The organism is Nitrospira sp. (assembly GCA_029194675.1).
In the GTDB taxonomy this organism is placed as follows: domain Bacteria; phylum Nitrospirota; class Nitrospiria; order Nitrospirales; family Nitrospiraceae; genus Nitrospira_D.
The window spans coordinates 14,483-34,238 of sequence record JARFXP010000002.1 but is presented as its reverse complement, the minus strand read 5'-3'; the positions used below and the strand labels follow the sequence as shown (position 1 = coordinate 34,238).

17 protein-coding genes and 2 pseudogenes are annotated in these 19,756 nt (G+C 57.0%); 7 read left to right on the top strand and 12 right to left on the bottom strand.

Going from position 1 to position 19,756, the window contains the following annotated elements:
• The first annotated feature begins 221 nt into the window (after window positions 1-221).
• Together P0120_09155 and P0120_09150 are read left to right on the top strand one after the other, a co-directional pair.
• Entirely contained in the window at window positions 222-1,586 is a 1,365-nt protein-coding gene (locus tag P0120_09155; protein ID MDF0674482.1) for a DUF2254 domain-containing protein, read from the top strand.
• Window positions 1,587-1,763: 177 nt separating this feature from the next.
• On the top strand, window positions 1,764-2,693 hold the full coding sequence (locus tag P0120_09150; GenBank protein MDF0674481.1) for a hypothetical protein: 930 nt from the start codon (window positions 1,764-1,766) through the stop codon (window positions 2,691-2,693).
• A gap of 36 nt (window positions 2,694-2,729) precedes the next feature.
• Here P0120_09150 and P0120_09145 read toward each other — a convergent pair whose 3' ends face one another.
• From P0120_09145 to P0120_09110, 8 genes and pseudogenes are all read right to left on the bottom strand, one after another.
• Window positions 2,730-3,515 (bottom strand): glycosyltransferase, encoded by a 786-nt coding sequence (locus P0120_09145; protein ID MDF0674480.1) that lies wholly within the window; start codon window positions 3,513-3,515, stop codon window positions 2,730-2,732.
• Between the two features lie 88 nt (window positions 3,516-3,603).
• A pseudogene (locus P0120_09140) lies at window positions 3,604-4,716 on the bottom strand (IS3 family transposase).
• Window positions 4,717-4,866: 150 nt separating this feature from the next.
• Complete coding sequence (locus P0120_09135) at window positions 4,867-6,015, bottom strand: phosphotransferase (protein ID MDF0674479.1); 1,149 nt, start codon at window positions 6,013-6,015, stop codon at window positions 4,867-4,869.
• 115 nt (window positions 6,016-6,130) lie between these two features.
• A complete protein-coding gene (locus P0120_09130; GenBank protein ID MDF0674478.1) occupies window positions 6,131-7,525 on the bottom strand; it encodes a cytochrome P450 in 1,395 nt (464 codons plus the stop codon).
• A 1,390-nt stretch (window positions 7,526-8,915) separates the two neighbouring features.
• Window positions 8,916-9,597: pseudogene (locus tag P0120_09125) on the bottom strand (IS3 family transposase).
• Window positions 9,598-9,960: 363 nt separating this feature from the next.
• Window positions 9,961-10,281 (bottom strand): DUF5666 domain-containing protein, encoded by a 321-nt coding sequence (locus P0120_09120; protein ID MDF0674477.1) that lies wholly within the window; start codon window positions 10,279-10,281, stop codon window positions 9,961-9,963.
• A gap of 22 nt (window positions 10,282-10,303) precedes the next feature.
• A complete protein-coding gene (locus P0120_09115; protein ID MDF0674476.1) occupies window positions 10,304-10,915 on the bottom strand; it encodes a cytochrome c in 612 nt (203 codons plus the stop codon).
• A 189-nt stretch (window positions 10,916-11,104) separates the two neighbouring features.
• Window positions 11,105-11,689 (bottom strand): hypothetical protein, encoded by a 585-nt coding sequence (locus P0120_09110; protein MDF0674475.1) that lies wholly within the window; start codon window positions 11,687-11,689, stop codon window positions 11,105-11,107.
• Between the two features lie 657 nt (window positions 11,690-12,346).
• Between P0120_09110 and P0120_09105 the strand changes: the two genes are divergently transcribed.
• Window positions 12,347-12,550, top strand: coding sequence for a type II toxin-antitoxin system RelB/DinJ family antitoxin (locus tag P0120_09105; protein ID MDF0674474.1), 204 nt, complete (start codon window positions 12,347-12,349; stop codon window positions 12,548-12,550).
• Here the strand turns inward: P0120_09105 and P0120_09100 are convergent.
• Window positions 12,506-12,907, bottom strand: coding sequence for a hypothetical protein (locus P0120_09100; protein MDF0674473.1), 402 nt, complete (start codon window positions 12,905-12,907; stop codon window positions 12,506-12,508). The two genes, P0120_09105 and P0120_09100, sit on opposite strands and share 45 nt — an antisense overlap.
• Here P0120_09100 and P0120_09095 point away from each other — a divergent pair.
• Window positions 12,827-13,009 (top strand): type II toxin-antitoxin system YafQ family toxin, encoded by a 183-nt coding sequence (locus P0120_09095; protein MDF0674472.1) that lies wholly within the window; start codon window positions 12,827-12,829, stop codon window positions 13,007-13,009. The two genes, P0120_09100 and P0120_09095, sit on opposite strands and share 81 nt — an antisense overlap.
• 195 nt (window positions 13,010-13,204) lie before the next feature.
• Here P0120_09095 and P0120_09090 read toward each other — a convergent pair whose 3' ends face one another.
• Both P0120_09090 and P0120_09085 read right to left on the bottom strand, forming a co-directional pair.
• The gene (locus P0120_09090; GenBank protein ID MDF0674471.1) at window positions 13,205-13,549 is read right to left on the bottom strand and encodes a type II toxin-antitoxin system PemK/MazF family toxin; all 345 of its coding nucleotides are present in this window, start codon (window positions 13,547-13,549) and stop codon (window positions 13,205-13,207) included.
• On the bottom strand, window positions 13,536-13,721 hold the full coding sequence (locus P0120_09085; protein MDF0674470.1) for a hypothetical protein: 186 nt from the start codon (window positions 13,719-13,721) through the stop codon (window positions 13,536-13,538). Before P0120_09085 ends, P0120_09090 begins: the two co-directional genes overlap by 14 nt.
• A gap of 492 nt (window positions 13,722-14,213) precedes the next feature.
• On the opposite strand from P0120_09085, the gene P0120_09080 reads away from it, so the two are divergent.
• From P0120_09080 to P0120_09070, 3 genes are all read left to right on the top strand, one after another.
• Entirely contained in the window at window positions 14,214-14,852 is a 639-nt protein-coding gene (locus tag P0120_09080) for a HEAT repeat domain-containing protein (GenBank protein MDF0674469.1), read from the top strand.
• Window positions 14,853-14,981: 129 nt separating this feature from the next.
• Window positions 14,982-16,154, top strand: coding sequence for a PxKF domain-containing protein (locus P0120_09075; GenBank protein ID MDF0674468.1), 1,173 nt, complete (start codon window positions 14,982-14,984; stop codon window positions 16,152-16,154).
• Between the two features lie 211 nt (window positions 16,155-16,365).
• Window positions 16,366-17,484: a LamG domain-containing protein gene (locus P0120_09070; GenBank protein MDF0674467.1), complete on the top strand. Its 1,119-nt coding sequence runs from the start codon at window positions 16,366-16,368 to the stop codon at window positions 17,482-17,484.
• A 1,378-nt stretch (window positions 17,485-18,862) separates the two neighbouring features.
• Here the strand turns inward: P0120_09070 and P0120_09065 are convergent.
• Window positions 18,863-19,285, bottom strand: coding sequence for a hypothetical protein (locus tag P0120_09065; GenBank protein MDF0674466.1), 423 nt, complete (start codon window positions 19,283-19,285; stop codon window positions 18,863-18,865).
• Window positions 19,286-19,756 lie beyond the last annotated feature (471 nt).

Genomic DNA, 19,756 nt, shown 5'->3' with positions numbered 1-19,756 from the left:
TCCCTGCCGTATGTGGAGTCATGATGAGTTTTGCTTAGCGGAGATCACTCTCGATATACTGACGTCAACTGTATTTCTGGCTCAACGGTTATACCCTCCATTTTCGAACGTGACTGTCTTTGGAGCGTTGGCGTCATGGCCAATCCAGTACGCCTTCTCTCCCAACCTCGCAAGTGTAGATCTTCATTACATAGGAGCGCACTCAAATCGGAGGTCGCGATATGAACATTCTTATTCGGCGTCGGGTGTTGTGGGATCACCTTCGCAGCGCATTGTGGGTCATGCCGACGGCGTCTGTTGTGTTTTTCCTGGTGGCGGGAATGGTCTTGTCCCATGTGTCAATCGGCGACGATTCGCCCATACGATGGCTGGTATTCCAGGGTACACCCGAAGACGCCCGCCAAATGCTGATTGTCGTGTCGTCCACCATGATCACGGTGACCGGGCTGGTGTTTGCGCTGACGATCATCGCCTTGCAGATCGCCTCGGGCCAGTATTCACCCCGTCTGCTGCGCAACTTCATGCGTGACCGCGGTACACAGTTCGTCCTGAGTGTCTTCGTAGGTGCCTTCGCTTACAGCACAGCGGGCTTACATACCGTCGGTGTCCAGAACCCCGAGCAGGCTGCGTTCATGCCCCGTCTGGCTGTCTCCGGATCGCTTGGGCTCGCGCTGGCGAGTTTGGGCGTGCTCATCTACTTTATTCATCACCTTTCCTCCTCGATTCAGATCGACACGATCATGAGCATGATTGTGCAGGAAACTCTGGAAGTCATCGACAACCTTTATCCTGATCGGCTCGGCTACGAGGAACCCGAGGAGCGCTGCCCGGACCCTCCGGCATGGGCCGTCACCCTTCCATCCGACCAGTCCGGCTATATCCAAGATGTCGAACCTGAAGCGCTCGTCCAAGCAGCGGCGAGGCAGGACGTGGTACTCCGGCTTATTAGGATGGTGGGAGACCATGTCATCGCCGGGACGCCGATCGCCTGGGCTTGGCACAGATCGGCCGATCATGCACCGGCCGAGGCAGTCCTGCAAGAGACACTCCGCAACTCCATCCAAGTCGGTTTCGAGCGGACTATGCTGCAGGATGTTCCTTTCGGCATCCGCCGCTTAGTCGATATCGGCAACAGGGCACTGTCTCCAGCGATCAACGATCCCTACACAGCAACCCAAGCATTGCATCACTTGGCGGTGGTCCTCTGCGTCCTGTCTCGCCGACGGCTGGGCGACCGGCTGTACCATGATGAACATGACACGGTGCGCGTGACTATACCGTTCCCTACGTTCGGCGACTACTTGCGACTCGGCACAGAGCAGATCCGGCGGTTCGGGGCTAAAGAGCCGGCTGTCGCGCGGGGTCTGGTCCGGCTCCTCAAGAACGTTGGCAGCAGCACAACCAGCAAGGATCGGCGCGCCGCCGCCGCCAAAAACATTCGCTTGGTGCTGGAAGACGCCACGCGCGAGGCCACCCAGCCGGCCGACCTAGAGGGCCTGCTGGCAGAGGGAGCTGATGCCCTCAGCGCGCTAGAGGCTGACCGTCCTCAGTTGGTCCCTGGCTCAGTTCGTGATTTGACTCTATAGGACTGTATATGGTCGCAATGACTTTCCATGTAGATGATGATTCTCATTTGAGAACAGGCTCAGTACATTTTCCCCGACCTGGCTAAATCTATGGTCCGGTAAGGAGATCTTGACATCCTCCCTTGCAATGTATAAGCAGACACACTGATCGCGTAGTGGCATACAGGAAGTGCGGAGATGGGTACTTGGGATTTTGGAACAGTAATGAGCTTGCTTAGATCATCTATCGTGGCTTTGGCTTGTATGCTTCTCGTCAGCTGCTCGCTCGTCGGGTCACCGAAGGAAGCGGTGCAGTCCCACTCGTCTGGTCCCACTCCAGCGGCAACTCTGAGCGTCGTGAGCGAAGGCAATTACTTGGAATCGTGTCGCGCAAAAGGTGTTCCGGTTCCACCTGATTGGAAGCAGTCTTCATCCGAATGGGAAAGTCACGGCAACCTCAAAACCATATTGCTGACGCCGAATACGCTGGAAAAGGTGACAGTTGATGAAACAACGTTCGCGAGCGTCTGGTCCTATGCCTCACCCGATGTGAGAGGGGCTTGCATTGCCCTCGGAAGGAGCGGCGGATCATTCCAAATTATCTGTCAGAGCGCCACGACCGGGTATGCCTGTTTCTGGGGAAACGATCTACGCTCACCAAGCACAAGCTGGAACCCTGAGACAGACGAAGTTCCCATCGCTTCACTCCGTGATCCCATCCAAGGATTTGCTCCTGGCACCGTGCTCTGTACCGAATGCCATCGCGGGAATAATGCCTTCCTCTATGCGCCTGACGATCCCACATGGGCCACAGTGTTGAGACCGGAACATACGCGCCCGACGTTTACCACTCGAGTCGAGCAGTCGTTAGACCATGGACAACTTACGTTCGGCGCCACAACCGTCACCTATCCGCGCTTTATACCAGTCGGAGGAAAATCCATGGCCTTGAACAATCCGCTGCCGACCACGCCCGGCTGTTCAGGATCCTGCCACGAGTCTCATTTCGAGATCCTCGAAAAGAATCATACGGTTGAAGGATACGTGCGGATACCGCGGCCCATGGGTCCCAACTGCGCGGCCGACTCCCCGCCGGATGATCCAACGAGGAATTGCTATCAACATTGAACGATCAAGGTCCGATGTGGGAAGGGTGCAACATTGTTAGACCCTAAGTCCCAAACTCTGTTCAATCAGCTCCGCAGCGCGCGGAGCTCCACCGCCTGCCTGAATGGAGTTCCGAACCCGCTCAGCAGCCGCGCGGTAGGACGGGTCCGATTGTACACGGACCACTGCAGCACGCAGCGCCTGGGAAGTCACATGCTTGCGGGCAATGGCCTCACCGGCCCCAAGCCACACGACACGGGCGGCGATCCCCGGCTGTTCATTTGTAATCGGGAGAGCCACCAGAGGAATCCCGGTTGCCATCGCGTCGAGAACGGTGTTGAGCCCTGCATGGGTCACAGCGACGGCGGATCGTCGGAGCAACTCCAGCTGAGGAGTATAGGAGACGATGATCGGACGGCCCGGGAGTTCACCGAGTTCCTCAGGAGTCACCCCACCCCCCGTCGAGATGACCAATTGGGCACCCAGCCCATTGCATGCCTCCGCAATCACTCGGAACATGCCTGCAATACGGTTCTGCAGTGTGCCCAGCGAAGCGTAAATCAGCGGCCGGCCGTCGAGCTGTTCCCACGGGAACGGAACCGGTTGGTACCCGCCCGGTAGCCGTAGAGAGCCGACGAACCGGCCATGCTTCGGCAACTCATGCCGAGGAAACTCGAATATCTCAGGTTGCTGGCTGATCTGAAGCCGGTCGGACCAAGTGGCAGCAATCCCTGCCTGGACCGGCAGGCCGAGGGGGCGGCGGCGAGTCTGTATTCGTGTCAGGAGGGGGCATACAGCCGGTTTAGCCCCGCCCACGCGATCCGGTTGCGGATCCGCACCCACAGAGGTGGCTCCGCTTGTTTGGACAGTTTCTACGAGTTCATAAGTGGCGTCTGGCGCTTTGAGCCTACGCGGCGGTGGGCCGTGCAGGCTAGTTCTTCCAGTACAGGCGATCGGGCGTGCGTCCGTCAAGCGCGCGATGCGGCCTGATTTGATTGTAGAAGGTCAGGTAGCGTGCCACACCCTCGCGCGCAGCGCTGACGGTTTCATAGGCGTGGAGATAGACCTCTTCATATTTGAGGTTCCGCCACAGCCGCTCGATGAAGACATTGTCCCCCCAGTGCCCAGTCCCATCCATACTGATCTGATTCCCCTGGTCGTTCAGGAGTCCGGGGAATTCCTGGCTCGTGAACTGGCAGCCTTGATCCGCGTTGAAGATCTCGTGTTTGCCATAGCGGATGAGCGCCTCCTGTACGGCTTCCACACAGAAGTCCGTGGGTAACGTGTTGGACAGCCGCCACGCCAACACCCGGCGACTGGCCCAGTCCAGAATGGTACACAGATAGACGAGAAGCCACGCTGCATCGGAATGTCGGTGATATCGGCCGCCCACACGTGGTTCGGACGCGTGATGTCTAGGAACGTAGCAGATACGGATAGACGAGGTGGGCTGGATGCCGCAGGCTGGTGCGGGGCTTGCGGTAGACGGCCATGATTTCCATGCGGCGCATCAGGGTGGCCACGTGGCGCCGACCGACCCGCTGACCTTCGCACCGGAGGAGGTCGCGCAACATCCGGGCGCCGGCAAACGGATACTGCAGATGGAGTTCGTCAATTCGCCGCATCAGGGCCAGTACCGCCGCCGAGACCGGAGTCGGCTGGTAGTAGGCCGTCGACCGGGTAAGCTTCAGCAGCTGGCATTGTCGCTAGATGGGCAAGGGATGCGTTCGGTCGATCATCGCTTTACGCTCAGCAAGCCCGCCTTGATGAGCGCGCCTTCTAAAAAATCATTCTCCAGCGCCAGTTGGCCAATCTTGGCGTGCAACATCTTGAGATCCGGCGCCTCCGACGGCGCCTTCGTCCCGCCAAACACGTCCGCGGCGCGCGCCAACAATTGCTGCTTCCATTCGGTGATCTGGGTGGGATGGACGCTGAATTGCTCAGCCAATTCGGCTAGAGTCTTGTCGCCCTTGACCGCAGCCAACGCCACCTGTGCCTTATGTGCCTTAAAGGTCCCTCCGTGATTCCGTCTCGTTCGTTTCATCGCCTCGCTCCTTTGGTTTGCCACCAGTGAGTGACGTTGGTGAAGCCAGGCTACCACTTATCATCCTGTCCGAATTTCCGGAGCCCCCTCTGTCGCGCGCCGTAGAACGTTATGGAGCCGGCGACTGACCTCGAACCAGCCACCTACGATTTACGAAACAAGGGTATCCAGATAGGCGCTGAAGCGATGATCGTCCAGCGCCGCGCCCAAACGTTCCCAGAACTGCGTGAGCAAGGCCGCCCCGCGTTCACTGGAAAAGTCCAGCATGCCACTGGCGATGACCCACATGGTCAGTGGAGACCCCAGGCCAACTGCAACATCCGCTCGAAGGTCTTCGGCCAAATACCCTACGACACCATGGGCCCCCAGTGTCTCGTGATACAAATTCAGCAGCGACGCCTCCATCGCGCGACGCTGCTCGACCCCCAGGGAGAGGGCGAGGAAATAGGCCAGATCGCGGGGGCCGGGCGCACGCCGCGCCACCTGCCAATCAAAGACGGTCACACTGCGTTCCCCGCGTATCGTTGCAAAGGCCAAATTGTCGGCCCTGAAATCGCCATGGGTAAGCGTCTGCGGCCTGTCCACCATCCGATCAATATAGGTCGGCAGGACCTGCGCAAACCGTCTCGCGGTCTCCACTACACTTGGCGAGAGAAAGTGGCCGCACCGTTGTTCGAAGCGCGGGAACATCCCCCGATACAGAGCAATCCTGACCTCGGCTTCGTCGGTGAGGGAACGCAGCCACGACCACTGCTTGAGAAAGGGGGCGCCCCAAAAGTGAGCATGCAAGAGCCCGAGTTGCCGAACTGCGATCATGGCATCTGGAGAAGAGCAACCGGTGAGATTGTCCCCGAACTCCGCCTGACCAAGATCCTCGAGCAACAGGAGACATTCACCCGTTCGTTCGTTATAGAGACTGAGATAGGGACGAGGGACCGGCATAGGGAGGTCCGGCAGTGGCGCAACGTCGCGGTAAAACCCGGCCTCGGTCTCATAGAGACCCACCTTCCGGAGTTGTTGCCTCACGGTGGGATCGGCCGAGGAAAGCTTGACAAAGAGCGAGGTGAGAGCACTGGCTTCCCGCTCATCGTATTCAATGATGAGACGAGCGGTTTGTCCCACGAAGCCGCTGCCGGCCACGATCGGCTGGACCTCAATGGCCACCACCTTGGCGAGCTTGAGGATTCCAGCACGACGCAACGCCTGCGTGAGCCAGTCGGCGGTGATGGCATTCAGGGTTGCAGGAATGAATTCCGTGTCATCAGGTTCCTGAGTCATCATGTCTGTGGAAGATGTCATATTCTCTCCTTAATAGATATGCGCTAGAAGACGCGACCCCTCACTCCACGACGGTCTGCATCTACACGCGTGTTGCGGGTTCGGAGTCCGGAGACTCACGTCGAGTCCAGCGTCCTTATCTCGCCGCGTAGACCGCCGGTGTGCTCCGTGGCTGACGCGTCATGCGAAGGCCACCTTTCGGCCGCAAGGTCACCATGAACTGAGGCTCGACCCGTTCCTGGGCCAGCAGCAGATCATAGCGGCGACCGATGAGCGCCAAGAGCAGCAGTCCTTCGACCGACGCGAAATGGAGGCCCACGCAGGCACGCGGCCCGGCGCCAAATGGCAGATAGGCGTACCGGGAACGTGGTCGCTCGCTGCCCAGCCACCGTTCCGGCAGAAACTGTTCGGGGTGTGGCCAAAAGTCTGGATGTCGGTGCAGATTGTAGAGACTGACCACCACGCGCGCGTCTTGTGGCAGGGACAGGCCGCCGACGGTGGTGGGAGTCGCCACTTTGCGCTGGACCAGCGGTGCCGTTGGATAGAGACGGAGCGATTCCTCGAAGACGGCGCGCGTATACGGAAGGTGCTCAAGGTCGTCGGCGCTCGGCGTCCTTCCTTGGAGCACCCGGTCCACTTCCTCATGAAACCGTGCCTTCGCGTCAGGGTGAGTCGCGAGGAGATACCAGGTCCAGGAGAGGGCATTGGCGGTGGTGGAGTGGCCAGCGGCAAAGATGGTCAATATTTCATCCCGCAGCTCCTGGTCGGTCAGTCCCTCACCGGTTTCGTCATCCCGTGCGTGGAGAAGCACATCAAGGAGGTCGCCAGGCCTCTCGCCGCTCTGCCGCCGTCTGGCTAGCAGCCCATAGATCAACTCGTCCATGGACCACATCGCGGAACGAAATTCACGGTTGCGCGAGGTGGGCATCCACAGGGGGAGAAAGAGGGGATTACTGTCCGAGTCGATGGCGTACTGGCTGCTCACTTGTAACGCATGGATAATCCGGTTGATGTGGTGACCCATGCTGGTGCTGAACATCGTGTGGGAGATCACGTCGAGGGTCAATTGCCGCATTTCGGCCGCAATATCGACGGACGGTCCTTCCTCGGCTGGCCACCCGGCCATCCATTGTTCACCCACCTGGGCCATCTGATCGACCATGGTTGCGATGCGAGCGCGGTGGAAAATCGGCTGGATGATCCGGCGATGTCGCTTCCACACGTCGCCCGACGCGGTGATCAACCCATTGCCCAAGACCAACGCCAGGCCAGACGGTCGTCTCCGATCGTACACTTTGGTAAACCGGTCGGCGTCTTTGACGAGTACGGTTTCGGCGAGATCGGGATGGCTGAACAGATAGCGCGTCTTCAGGCCCAGCCGAAAGCGCAGCGCATCGCCGTGTTGGCGCCACCAGGTCCAGAGCTGATCGAGAGGACGTGCTTTATACGCACGCAGGTGGCCCAGGAGAGGCATCGCGCCGGGAACATCGACCAGCGTGAAGGACGGCATCGGATCCGGCATGATGGACATTAGCATACTCTGGCTGGCGCCGCGAGCTGGCTCACCTCCTCGCCAGGCCCTCCGCCACAATAGAGCTCTTCGTACTTGGCACATGCGGTGTGGTCATGGTGGAGAAGTGGAGGATGAATCTATACTGTAAAGGCCTTATGCGGAGACTTTCCCACACTGGCAGCCTAGTAACAGCTGCTGCCGCACCTTTCCTATATGCCTGCTCTTTGAAAAGAGATTTTCAAGAGGAAAGATGGACGGTGACCGACACCGCCGTTGAGACGATATCGGTCGTGTCGGCTAGCGGTGATTGCGCGCCATCACAAAAGCGAGTGGAGCAAATTCTATTGTCGTGACGAACAGCGGCGAGCCAGTATGGCCCTACTTTCGAAGGTGTCAGTACAGTAGCCGTGAATGTAACGTTTCACACTTGCTGCCTGTGAGCCTACTTGATTGCGATACGTTCAATGTACTCCCCATCTGCCAGGGCACTAAAGTATATCGCATTGTCATGAAACCCTAAAAAGACTTTCGCTTTACTCAGAAGATGGATATTTGGACCACACAAGATTCTTATTACCTTTGTTCCATGCGGGTTTCATTGGCATCGGCGTTGTCTTAATTGCTGACAGCTGAGTAATTTGGCCGGGACGACTAATGGCAACGAGCTGAACTGACTCCGCTGTATGTGACCACCCTCAGGGACGAGCGTGACCCGGTAGCGCGGAATGAACTGTGGAACGGGAAGTCGGTTGACGGATTGTTTGGCCATGGTGGCACCTCCTGCATGTTGAACGAACTGGCGCTTTCGCAGAAACCGAAGCGCCAGGGCAGGACAACGGAGGTGACAGGGCGAGGACTGCCGAAGCAGCACGGGCGGATGACCACTCAGCGGCGAACGTGACAGATCTCTGCTGGCGCGGACGCTGCGTCAGGCGCTCCGTGCGCAGCAGGCCACCGGCCTTCCATGGCAGAACAATTCCGATCGACCGACGATGACCGATGAACGCATCTGTTTCAGAGCGATAGGACATTGACGGAGTGCCGCAATCAGCAGCGCGAAGAGGATCCGAAAGAGAAGATACGATGATGTGGAACCGAGCATGAATCGAGTGATGGGGAATAGTTTAGGGATTGCTTCCCGAGCATGAGAAGCGCTGAGCGACTCATCGCAGCGTTACGTCCCAGTGCCCGTCGCATCGTTCCCTTCAGTCAGCAAGTTGGGCTGCCCCTGGCCCGAAGACCAGAGGCAGCCGTGAGGCGGCTAGACCGTGTGCTCACGAACCCATCGCTCCGCTTGAGCGACCACAGTCGCGACAGCGGAGAGGTCGTTCTTGCCGAACGAGCCGGAGCTCTTTGGATGCCCCTCGGCATCCATGAAGGTGCGGGACAGCGTGATCGCGTGAAACGCGCCGCGCTGCATCGGAATATAGCTGCTATCGGCCGCCCACGCGTGATTCGGCCGCATGAGCGTCAGCTGGCGCAGCAAGGAGGGATAGATCCGGTGGGCGGGCTGCCGCTGGCTGGTGCGGGGCATGCGATAGATCGCGGTGAGGCCCATCCGTCGCATCAAGGTGGCCACCTGCCGCCGCCCAATGGTGTGGCCTTCTTGCCCTAACAGAGCGCGCAGCATGCGGGCTCCGGCGAACGGATACTGCAGATGCAGCTCGTCAATCCGGCGCATGACCGTCAGCGTCGTATCAGAAACCGGCCTCGGCTGATAGTAGGCGGTGGACCGAGCAGCTTCAGCAGTTGGCATTGTCGCCCGACGGACAATTGATGCGTGCGCTCGATCATCGCTTTGCGCTCAGCACGCCCGCCTTGATGAGCGCGCCGTCTAAAAAATCCTTCTCGAGCGCCAGCTGCCCGATCGTAGCATGCAGCGTCTCGAGATCCGGGGTATCCAATGGTGATTTTGATCATCCAAATACGTCCGCAGCCCGGCCCAGCAGTTGCTGCTTCCACTCGGTGATCTGGGCGGGATGCACACTGAACTGTTCAGCCAATTCCGCCAGGGTCTTGTCGTCTTTGAGCGCGGCCAGCACCACCTGTGCCTTAAAGGTTGCTCCGTGATTCCGTCTCGTTCGTTTCATCGCCTCGCTCTTTTGGTTCGCCACCACTCGGTGGCGTCGGTGAAGCCAGGCTACCACTTATCATCTTATCATCCTGTCCGAATTTCCGGAGCCCCCTCTCCCTCAACTGGACAGGCTGTTCGCTTCAGAGATGCGTGATTACGTGATGAGACCCTTTCTGCCTTCCCCCACCCCTCAATCGACACACCCCCCACGTGGTGAGCAATGGGTCCTAATTGAGGAGTGTCCTCCGGAGATAAAAATGGCGATCGGCGGGGTGCGGGTACTCGACATCTGTGACCACCGTCCTCCACCGGCCCTCACAGAGGATCTGGACCTGTTGAAGGAGGATGAGGTCCTCACCTGCCAGCGAACATCATTCGTTCACGGCTTCTGTTGCTTCGCAAAGGAGGAGAATTGGACTTCCGTGGCCATCAATTTGCCGTCTTTCTTTGTGACATCTATAGCAACTCGATCGCCTACCCGAGGAACGTTCCCTCCACCCCCTCTTCCTTTATTCCGATACTTTGTCTCGGCGACTGTGGGGATTGAGACTGTCTTCCCCTCTGTCGTCAGAACTTGAATCTCAGCAGTGTCGAGGGCGGTGATTGTGCCAAAGACGTGCAGTCCTTCCCCGTGCGCGGCGGCGATCCCAGGTAAGATTGTAGTCATCATCAGGACCAGTCTACCTATTCGTTTCACCATGTTGGTCAACCTTCTGTCTCAATTAGTGGTGGTGTGCAGGAGACTGTGGATCAAGCTCCTCACCTTGCAAAAAACGGTCGATGCGTTCCTGCTCTTCCCGGGCCATTTGGCTCACGGGGTTATACTTCGCCATTTCTGTCAGTTCCTCGCTCGTCATGTTTGGGAGATGGCGAATAAAATGCACCAGCTTCCAACTATCGAGATCCGGTTCGGGACGGCCTTTCCCCCATGCGGGCATTCCGGTAAATCGAACGCCATTATGGATGATATAGAACAGTTCTCCATCCGAGAAGGACTGTGTCTCTACTTTAGTCAGGTCGGGTGTTCTGGGATAGAAGTTCTGTCCGATCACGGTAGAGCCACTTCCATCATTCCCGTGGCAGTTCGCACAGTGGTCCGCAAAGTGAACCCGGGCTTCTGCAAGAACCTGGTCTGTGGCGGGAACGGGGTTTCTCATCTGCTTCTGGGCTTCGGGCATGGCCAGGTGCCTGAGCTGACGCGCGAACAGGACTTCGAGCTTCACTGGCTGTTCCGTCGCACTAAAACCTGATTGCAGGACGTACCACAGCATGGCAATATTTCCTGTCACGACAAGCATTGTCATCGCGAGCAACACCCAGACACCCTTGGTCATTATCGGCGTTCCCTTGTCGGTCCTTGCGAACGGACCCTAGGAGCCTCATGACCCCTCACGTTCGGAGGGGACTTGAGAATCGACACCCAAGCCTCACCACATGTTATCTCATGCAGAAGATGCGGACAAAGACACACACACGGGATGCCATCTTTTCTATCAATTGTTGATCTCGTGATCGTGCTGCAATCATCTGGACGCGTGCGCCCTCGGTTGCGTGTTGCGCGAAATACCTGACTGCTCGCGTTGCCGGTGGTAGGGATGGATGTCAATCATCACATTCGCTTCGTCTAACTCTGCTCTTACTAAGGCTCCTTCTTTAAGCGCACCAAGTTTGGTGCCCGCTAAAGAGTCAACCGAATACGACTCCAACCCTTCACCAGTATAGATCTCGACGACCTCCCAGAACGGATCCGCATAGGCGAGCTTCCCAACCACAACGCGATGACGATGGATAGGACGGCTTGGATCGTGAATGTCCAGCAGAACATTCGATTCATCCACCGTCACGATCACTTCATCACCCACCTTGGCTTCGTGGAGTCCCATACGTTCCGCCTTCTTTACGCTGACCCAGCGCGGTGCCACTTTCTTGCCTGAAGTCCCTTGTATATCAAGGTACATCAGCCCCGATTCAATCTTCGTAATCGTAGCTGGTACATTCCTATGGGTATTTGGCCCGCCGAGATCCGCATCGTGGGCGATAGCCGGTGACCCTAGTAGCAGGAACGCTAAGCAGATGGGCGCGTAGGATATGAAATGTTTTCGAGACATAACATTCCCTCCTTCATTGGATTGTTCACCGACTTGGGATCACGGTGATGTCTTCTCAGGGTGGTCCTTGAACGACCTTGCCGATTGCAGAATAAGGGATCATCCGTGGCACAGAGAGTGATGGCGGGAGACTGATTATGGGCCGAGCTTCTGTAACGACCTTGCTCGTTCCCAAGGCTCTTCAATGAGAAGAAACTGCCAGGCTCGAATGGATTCGCGATGGAATTGAGGTCAGGTTGGTTGGCGCTGAGACTACCACGATACTTGGCGCAAACGGTGAAAGGGATGAGGAGACTAGCAACCACAAGTCTCATCACGCACCTCTTCGCTGCTTGTTAGCCTAAACCTCTGTTGAGCACAAGGTCAAGGAAGATTGTCGGACCCTGATAGGAAGACTCGCCAAGCCGTGAAGAAAGGGACCGCATCGCTCAACGCGATCATGGAAACGTTGAGTAAGCTCCAAACGTTGCTGTAGCTCCGTTGATGCCGCCGACCGATGACGACGAAGTCATCTCCCTCGCCCATCGCGTCGGTCGCATAAAACATCTTCTCTTTGCACGACAAATTGCGTACAACTGAAATATGAGAAAAACTGTACATCTATCTATGTCCGACCGCATCAACACTTGTATCGACACCGACCTGAAAAAGCGAGCCATGAAAGTCTTCGACCGCCTCGGCCTTACCGAAGCTGAAGCCATACGGTTGTTCTATGCCCAAGTTGAACTCCACCAGGGCATCCCCTTCCCTCTCATGATCCCAAACGCTCATACGCTGGACGCCTTTGAAGAAGCGAAACATCCCGAGAAACTGCCGTCATTCAAGAACTTTCGCGCACTCAGAGGCCGTACGGGCACCTAAGTCTTGCTTCTTATCAAAACCACCAGCCGTTTTCTCAAAAACCTCAAGCTTGCCAAAAAGCGCGGTTAGGAGCCTGTCCGACATTGCCGTTCGTGACGAGGCGAAGTAGGCGCTGGTAGATGCAAGGCCACAGGCCACGAAAAACCGGAGGCGTATTCGCTGGAATACGTTGAGGATTTTTCGAGGTCGAGAACGAAGCAGATGCTGGTGCATCCTTCGACGCAGTAGAAAGGTCAATATCGGACAGGCTCCCAGGATATCGACAAACTCGAAGCCATCGTTGATCATCTTCAGGCTAAAAAACCATTGCCTCCCAAGAACAGGGACCATACGCTCACTGGCGAGCGGAACCATCATCGTGAATGTCATGTCCAACCAGACTGGCTCATCATCTACAGAATTGAGGCCACGTTCCTCATTCTCGAACGGACAGGAACACACGCCGACCTCTTTGACTGACGCTGATTTTGTAAACGATCAGGAGAAGCAGGAACCCATGCGGATGCCCCCCACATCCAGGCCGTATCCGTATTGTCCGGCAGAATTGTATCGAGCCTCTTGGGCTCATTGAGTGGCAAGATGGAACCAGCTCACCTGCGCCATGCACGGTTCAAGGTCCAATCCCAACTTCCAATCTCGGTGTTGGATCCCTCGTTAAGCGCGCAGTGCAGCCCCGATGTTAACCGCCATCTGATGCCACGCATCTGCCACTGCTCGACCGTCTTCCGCATGCAGATGCCCGATGTGATGGTGCACGAGACGCTGGTCAATGGCGGCACGCTTAGTGCGGCGTACAGTAGACGCCCGTGGTAAGCCGATCTCGGCCCAGGGGAGGAGCGCGACATCAGCTGGATCGCGCGGCGGGTGTGTGGTCACACGGGCAACCATCAGATCCACGTCGCCGCTGAAGAGCACCAGCCCTGGCCGACGCTTATGGGTTTGGAAATCAGAGAAAGGAAACTCCACCGAGACGATGTCGCCGACCCTAAACGCGATCATAGACATGATCGTCTGGAGAGTCGTCTTGGAAGAAACGATCGAGAGCCAATCGCTGCCAGTCCAGATCCTCAACATCCCTACCGATCAACAGCGGCATGTCCTTGTAGAGCCGAAGCCGATCGGGTAGCGGCAAGGATTCAATCGCCTTTTCAATTTCTTGCAGCGTTTTCATCAGCTCCTCTCGGTTGACTTCTATCGTACCATCGACATAGACGCAAGCCTTTGAACGGTTGTCCGATGGCAATCCGAGGCTCGACGCTCGAACTCATCAGCAACTTCACTGACGAACAGAACGTGGCCCTGTCCTCGTCGTATCTGACCTTCTCTCTCTTCAATTCAACATTCAAAATTCAGCATTAGTGTCATCCATCGGTGTCCTCACCGGTGTGGCGAACGGCACCGGCGTGATCACGGCTTCCACGGCCCATGGCCCCAACTGCGCGGCCAACTCCCCGCCGGATGACCCGACGAGGAATTGCTACCGAAACTAACAGATCATGTCCGGCGTATGCCCGCCCGAGAAGACTCCCGGTTACTTTCACTTCTCCATACATTTACGTAGTACTTCGTAGCCATCTTGACAATCAGGTGTACTACGTGCGATCAGAGTCCTCCTCTCGATGTCGGCAAAGCCGCACCGGCGATTAGTCAGGTGGAGGGCGCCATGCAGCCTGACACCAGTAGACGAATCACCCTCTCCCGCAACCTTCTCGTTGCACTCACGTCCTTCCGCATAAGCAGGCCCATCCGATCGCACCGAGTCAGGGCGGCAGGTCGTCCTGATCTGAACTCCCCGATGGCCGAGACAGATCCGGTCTCAGGCTCCAACAGTCTGAGCCTACTCCTGGCTATGACGTTGCTCGCGGCTCTGATCGGCTGTGGGCCGGCACCGTCGGAAGAAGTATCCCGCAAGGAGAGTGGGACAGGCATAGCGCCAGGACTGTCGTCCGCTGGAACTGTTACCCGGCTTGGCGCAGAGCCAGTTCCGCTGTCCTCGGCGGCCAGCTCGACACCTCGTGCGTCCACCATGCAGTCGCTCCCGGATACGCGCGACCAGCCGACTACGCTGCCGGAGCATCTGGTCCTGCCAGAGTCGATCCTCAAGGAGCTGGAATCGCCGGACGCCTCTGTGCGGCTGCGTGCATTGGACCACTGGGCGCAGCAGGGACCAAAAGCGTCGCTTGATCCTCTGGTCGTCGCATTGGACGACGAAGACGAGGTGGTGCGGGCCAAAGCGATGGCCATCATCGAGCAACAGTCGGCAATCGAGCCGGAACGGGAAGAGGTAAGTGGCGAGCAGTGAACGGGATACGTGAGAAGGCAGTCAATGCAACTTAACGCAGTCAGGCAGAAAGAGATGATCCCCACTCCATTCAGATGCCGCGCTTATGCGGGTCGGCCTAAACATTGTTCGGCACGGAGGAGAAAGGCAATGAAACCAGCCCAAAAACCAATGACCACGATGTGTTCCAGAGGAGGAACCATCTTCACTTGCCTGCTCGCCGCCTGCCTCGCCGCGAGCTTCGGAGCGGGTTCGGTCGCTGCACAGACCCAGTGGTCAGGAAACGGACACTACTATGCGGTTGTCAACCAAGTCACGAGCTGGCAGCAGGCGAAAGTCTTGGCCGAGGGAATGGAGTTCATGGGTGTCCATGGCCACCTGGCCACGATCACATCTGAGGCAGAGAATACGTTTGCCACGACAGAGCTTGGCGGCACAGCAGGGGCCTGGCTGGGCGGGCAACAGCTTCCCGGCAGCTCAGAGCCCGAGGGAGGCTGGCAGTGGATCACCGGTGAGCCGTGGGCGTACACGAAATGGGATGGTGGAGAACCCAACAACACCTACAGTGGTGGGTGGGGCACCTCCGATGATACGACTGAAGAGGTTCTGCAGTACCATCACAACGGAACACACTGGAATGACCTCCCTTCCTATTCTGGAATCGTTACCCCCCGTTTCGTCGTCGAATGGGACGTTGGTTCGTCGATGCCCGACACCACACCGCCGACCTTCGGCGACTGCCCAGCGGGTGGTCCTTTCTTACTCAACAGGGGAGTGCAATCAGTCGGACCCATTACGGCTGAGGACCAGGAATCGGGCATTAACACAGACGCCAGTACGCTGAGCGGCTCAGTAGATACCAGCTCCTTGGGCACGAAGCTGGTCACCTTTGTTGCGGTGAATAACAACGGTCTTCAAGCGACAAAAACCTGTAGCTACAACATTTACTATACTTTCAGTGGTTTCTTCCCGCCGATTGAGAACAATTCGACAAACTCCGCGAAGGCTGGTCAAACCATTCCGATCAAATGGCGGCTCACCGACGGGAACGGGACGCCAATCGAAGATCCAAATAGCTTCGTCAGCGTCAGCTCCTATGCTACACCCGGTAGTTGCGGTGGGGTCACAAAGGGGCGAGCCACTCCCGGCAGGGATGGTGCGATTGAGACATCTACGGCTTCATCAGGAGTACACTACCTGGGTAACGGCTACTGGCAGTTCAATTGGAAGACACTCAAGAGCTACGCAGGTCAGTGTCGAACGATGAGCCTCAACCTTAATGATGGTGGAGCAGGGCGTACCGCCGCCTTTACCTTCAAGTAGAACGCGGAAGTCGCGGCCAGATCGATGCTTCACGTCTATGCCACGATGGCAAAGGCTATGAAGCAATCTTGAATGGTGAATCAGGAGCTGGACCGAACAACGGTGTTTAGGCGACGGCTTCCAGGGTCCGCTTCGTTTCGGCTTTGAGCTGCCTGGCGCCTAGCGTTCGTTGCTTTTTCCAAGATCGATGGGGGACAAAAAGGAGGAAGTGATGAAAACCATGAGCAAGCGGTTCGAAACGTTACTTGGTGGAGGACTCGTCCTTCTCTACTTCCTCGTCGCAATCAGCCCCGTAGGGGCACAAGTCTGCATTCAACCACCCCCGGGCATGACCGGCTGGTGGCCGGGGGATGGGAATACCAACGACATCGTCGGCGGCAGGAACGCCTTGCTGCGCGACAATGCGACCACCGGGCCGGGCTTCGTTGATGGTGCATTTGTCCTTGACGGAGCCGGAGATTTCATCGAGGTACCACAGGATCCTGCGCTGAACTTAGGCACCGGGGACTTCACGCTAGACCTCTGGGTCAACTTCAACAGTTTAGCCGATGAACAAATACTCGTGGAGAAGTATGTTGAAACCTTTGACCCATCGACCCGCACAGGTTGGTGCATCTCCAAGCTTTCTGAAAACATTGTACGGTTCTTCGGGCGGGACGTTCCAGATATCGACTTCGGCGCCGTCTCGAATACCAATACATGGATTCATTATGCATTACGTCGTCAAGCTGACATCTTTACTGCTTTCGTCAACGGAGTTGCAGTTGCTTCTGCGGCTGGTTCGGGCAATGTGGACTCAACCTCCTCGCTCAAGTTCGGTCATCGGGGGAGTCCTAATGACACCCCTGGCTCATTCGATGATCGTGGGTTCTTTCTCAATGGCCGCATCGACGAAGTAGAGCTGTTCGTCGGGAGAGCCCTCGATGATTCGGAAATCCTGGCCATCTACAACGCAGGCAGCGCCGGCAAGTGTAAGGCTATGACTACGGTCCAGATTGCCATTCATCCCGGGAGCTTCCCAAATGCAAGCAGCATCAATCCCAAGAGCAAGGGGGTGATCCCGGTGGCCATCCTTTCGACGAACACCTTCGATGCCACCACCGTTGACCCTGCTTCAGTGAAATTCGGGCCCGCTGGAGCTGGAGAGACGCATGGACGGGCTCATAAGGAGGATGTCAACAGAGACGGCAAGGCAGACTTAGTCGTACACTTCCGCACGCAAGACACCGGCATTGTATGTGGGATCACTTCCGTCTCCCTTACGGGAATAACTTTTAGTGGGCAAACAATCAAGGGATCGGCTTCCATCCGAACCGTGGGATGTAAGTAACAGCCCTACCTGACACCACAGCCGTCACAATGACAGCGAATGGAGTATGAGGAGGAAAATACAAAGATCTGTGGTGTGGCAGGATTCTAGCGAAGATGGAGGGGGATTTCGTTTGCTTTTTAAGCCCTGATACTTAACAAGCCGTTCATCCAACAGCAGGAGGAGTCATCATGAAAATTGTAGGGAGGTGTGCGTTTGCGATCCCTATTTAGGACCAAGCAGTCTCTCCGATTGGAGTACCACAGAAACCCGCGCTGCAGGCCAACAAGCACAACATTCAGCAGGCATCGCTTCATCTCAGAAAGCGGGAACACAGCTGTATGACGCAACCGCCGATTATGAGGGCGGGCCTATGGCCCGACGCTCACCGCCAACGTTAGGTAATGGAGGGGGAACGGGGTCGCCCATCTCGAAGGCTCCGGTCAAGAGGGTGCAATCCATTGTGCCCCCACATTCTGCAAACAGGACAAGGTCTCAAACGACGTCGCCTCCCCTTGCCTTTCGAGCGCGTGACTTCGTCGCACCCTGGTTGTCGTCGTCGGTAGTGTCGGCTCTCAGCTGAGTCGCACCCGTTACCAACCAGATCAAAACCATTGATGAGCAGGCTTCGCACGTCCTCCCGCCACTGTCATTCACTGCCCCAAACAACCGTCGATCTTCGACAACCTCTATGTGAGAACGGAACAGGATTTTAGCTGCCATAGAGCGCCTCCTACTTGATGGCTCATAGTCGAGGCGTCTCACTCCCCATATCTGTGATAAGAGAGATACTGAAGTAGAGACTCATGGGGAGTACAGCATCGACCCCTCATCCCTTGGCAAGCTCCAAGCTCCGCCCTTCATCCATTGAAACGAACAAAAGTCACGGGACAACTCGAACGGCACCTGATCACGCAACAGCCCATGAACCACCCAATATCAGTTAAAGGTGTATTCGACGGCGATGATCTGCACGGCGGCCAGGTAGAGATTGAGGACCATGAGGCAGTGAGCGGTCATTACTCAGGCGCTTCTGATACAGAACCCAGTCCACCCCATCAACGACCACGCTGTTGGCGTCATGAAAATCGATTCCCCATAATATCTCATCACAACTTCCTCGCTGTCGGCGGAGATGCGTCGCCGCGTCTCGCAGGACCCAGACCCTATCCTCAATATGAAGAGCCTTCGAGACGATCATCAGGATTTCATCCGATTGAAGGACTCAGTAGCCGAAGCCGCTTAGTCTGTTCGGTTCAAAGCAGCCATCGCCAAGTTCATGATGCGTGGTACGATGGGAGAGGACCAAGCGATTTGTTGGACATGTCCAACAAGATTTCATCTCCTCACGATGTCGTGGTCTAGCCCAACCGGAATGCCATAGTGCGATTGATTCCAATCAACGATCGCTGAATTGAACAAAAAAAGAGGGGCTACTTTTCTCCTGCCTTTCTGGCTCACCGCCTTCCATGGTGAACGCCTCATGCCTTACATTCCTCGCGGATCCAGCGCTGGCCACGCCTTTCACCTGTTGAACCGTGGCAACGGCGGAGCCGCCGTCCTTCAGAAGGACGCCGACCATGCCGCCTTTCTCGATCTGCTCAACGCAGCAAACGCCCGACATCCCGCCAAGATTTTCGCCTTGTGTCTGATGCCCAATCATTTTCATCCGGTCGTGCAGCCAGCCACCAAGACAACCCTCAGCCCGTTCGCGCAGCGGTGGATGACCAGTCATGTCCGGCACTACCATCGGCACTACCGCAGTCATGGCCATGTCTGGCAAGGTCGCTTCAAGAGTTTTCCCATTCAACAAGAGAACCATCTGCTCCCCGTCCTGCGCGATATCCTACTTAATCCTGCGCGTGCCAAGTTAGTCGATCACGCTCGAGAGTGACGCTGGTCACATCTGCACGTCCCAGCGCTCACCAATCCCCTCCCCATCTCAGTCCAGACGGAAGAGCCGTTCTCACTCGACCCGCCACTCTCGCAGACTGACCTAATCGCCCTTCGTACCTGCATGAATCGTCAGCAGCCGTTCAGTTCAGCAGACTGGCAAGCAAGAATACCCGCCAGGCTCGGCCTCGCGTCCACACTGCGCCCGCATGGGCGTCCCCGCAAATCCATCAAGAAGTAGCCTGCCCCCTTCTCATGTCTAAAGGGGTCGCCCATCTCGAAGGTTCCCTGAAGAGAGCATGGCCCATCGTGCCCTCTGTATGCGTCAAGCGGAGGTCCCAGAAGACGTTGTCTCTTTTTGCCCTGCCGAGGATCTGACTTCGTCGCATCCCGGTTGTCC

What these genes read in the sequence shown, in the direction of transcription:
- P0120_09150 (MDF0674481.1), top strand. Translation starts at nt 1,764, where the DNA reads ATGGGTACTTGGGATTTTGGAACAGTAATGAGCTTGCTTAGATCATCT.
- P0120_09115 (MDF0674476.1), bottom strand. Translation starts at nt 10,915, where the DNA reads ATGACCAAGGGTGTCTGGGTGTTGCTCGCGATGACAATGCTTGTCGTG.
- P0120_09135 (MDF0674479.1), bottom strand. Translation starts at nt 6,015, where the DNA reads ATGACATCTTCCACAGACATGATGACTCAGGAACCTGATGACACGGAA.
- P0120_09070 (MDF0674467.1), top strand. Translation starts at nt 16,366, where the DNA reads ATGAAAACCATGAGCAAGCGGTTCGAAACGTTACTTGGTGGAGGACTC.
- P0120_09090 (MDF0674471.1), bottom strand. Translation starts at nt 13,549, where the DNA reads ATGATCGCGTTTAGGGTCGGCGACATCGTCTCGGTGGAGTTTCCTTTC.
- P0120_09155 (MDF0674482.1), top strand. Translation starts at nt 222, where the DNA reads ATGAACATTCTTATTCGGCGTCGGGTGTTGTGGGATCACCTTCGCAGC.
- P0120_09130 (MDF0674478.1), bottom strand. Translation starts at nt 7,525, where the DNA reads ATGTCCATCATGCCGGATCCGATGCCGTCCTTCACGCTGGTCGATGTT.
- P0120_09100 (MDF0674473.1), bottom strand. Translation starts at nt 12,907, where the DNA reads ATGATGGTTCCGCTCGCCAGTGAGCGTATGGTCCCTGTTCTTGGGAGG.
- P0120_09110 (MDF0674475.1), bottom strand. Translation starts at nt 11,689, where the DNA reads ATGTCTCGAAAACATTTCATATCCTACGCGCCCATCTGCTTAGCGTTC.
- P0120_09075 (MDF0674468.1), top strand. Translation starts at nt 14,982, where the DNA reads ATGAAACCAGCCCAAAAACCAATGACCACGATGTGTTCCAGAGGAGGA.
- P0120_09105 (MDF0674474.1), top strand. Translation starts at nt 12,347, where the DNA reads ATGAAAGTCTTCGACCGCCTCGGCCTTACCGAAGCTGAAGCCATACGG.
- P0120_09120 (MDF0674477.1), bottom strand. Translation starts at nt 10,281, where the DNA reads ATGGTGAAACGAATAGGTAGACTGGTCCTGATGATGACTACAATCTTA.
- P0120_09085 (MDF0674470.1), bottom strand. Translation starts at nt 13,721, where the DNA reads ATGAAAACGCTGCAAGAAATTGAAAAGGCGATTGAATCCTTGCCGCTA.
- P0120_09080 (MDF0674469.1), top strand. Translation starts at nt 14,214, where the DNA reads ATGCAGCCTGACACCAGTAGACGAATCACCCTCTCCCGCAACCTTCTC.
- P0120_09065 (MDF0674466.1), bottom strand. Translation starts at nt 19,285, where the DNA reads ATGGTTCTCTTGTTGAATGGGAAAACTCTTGAAGCGACCTTGCCAGAC.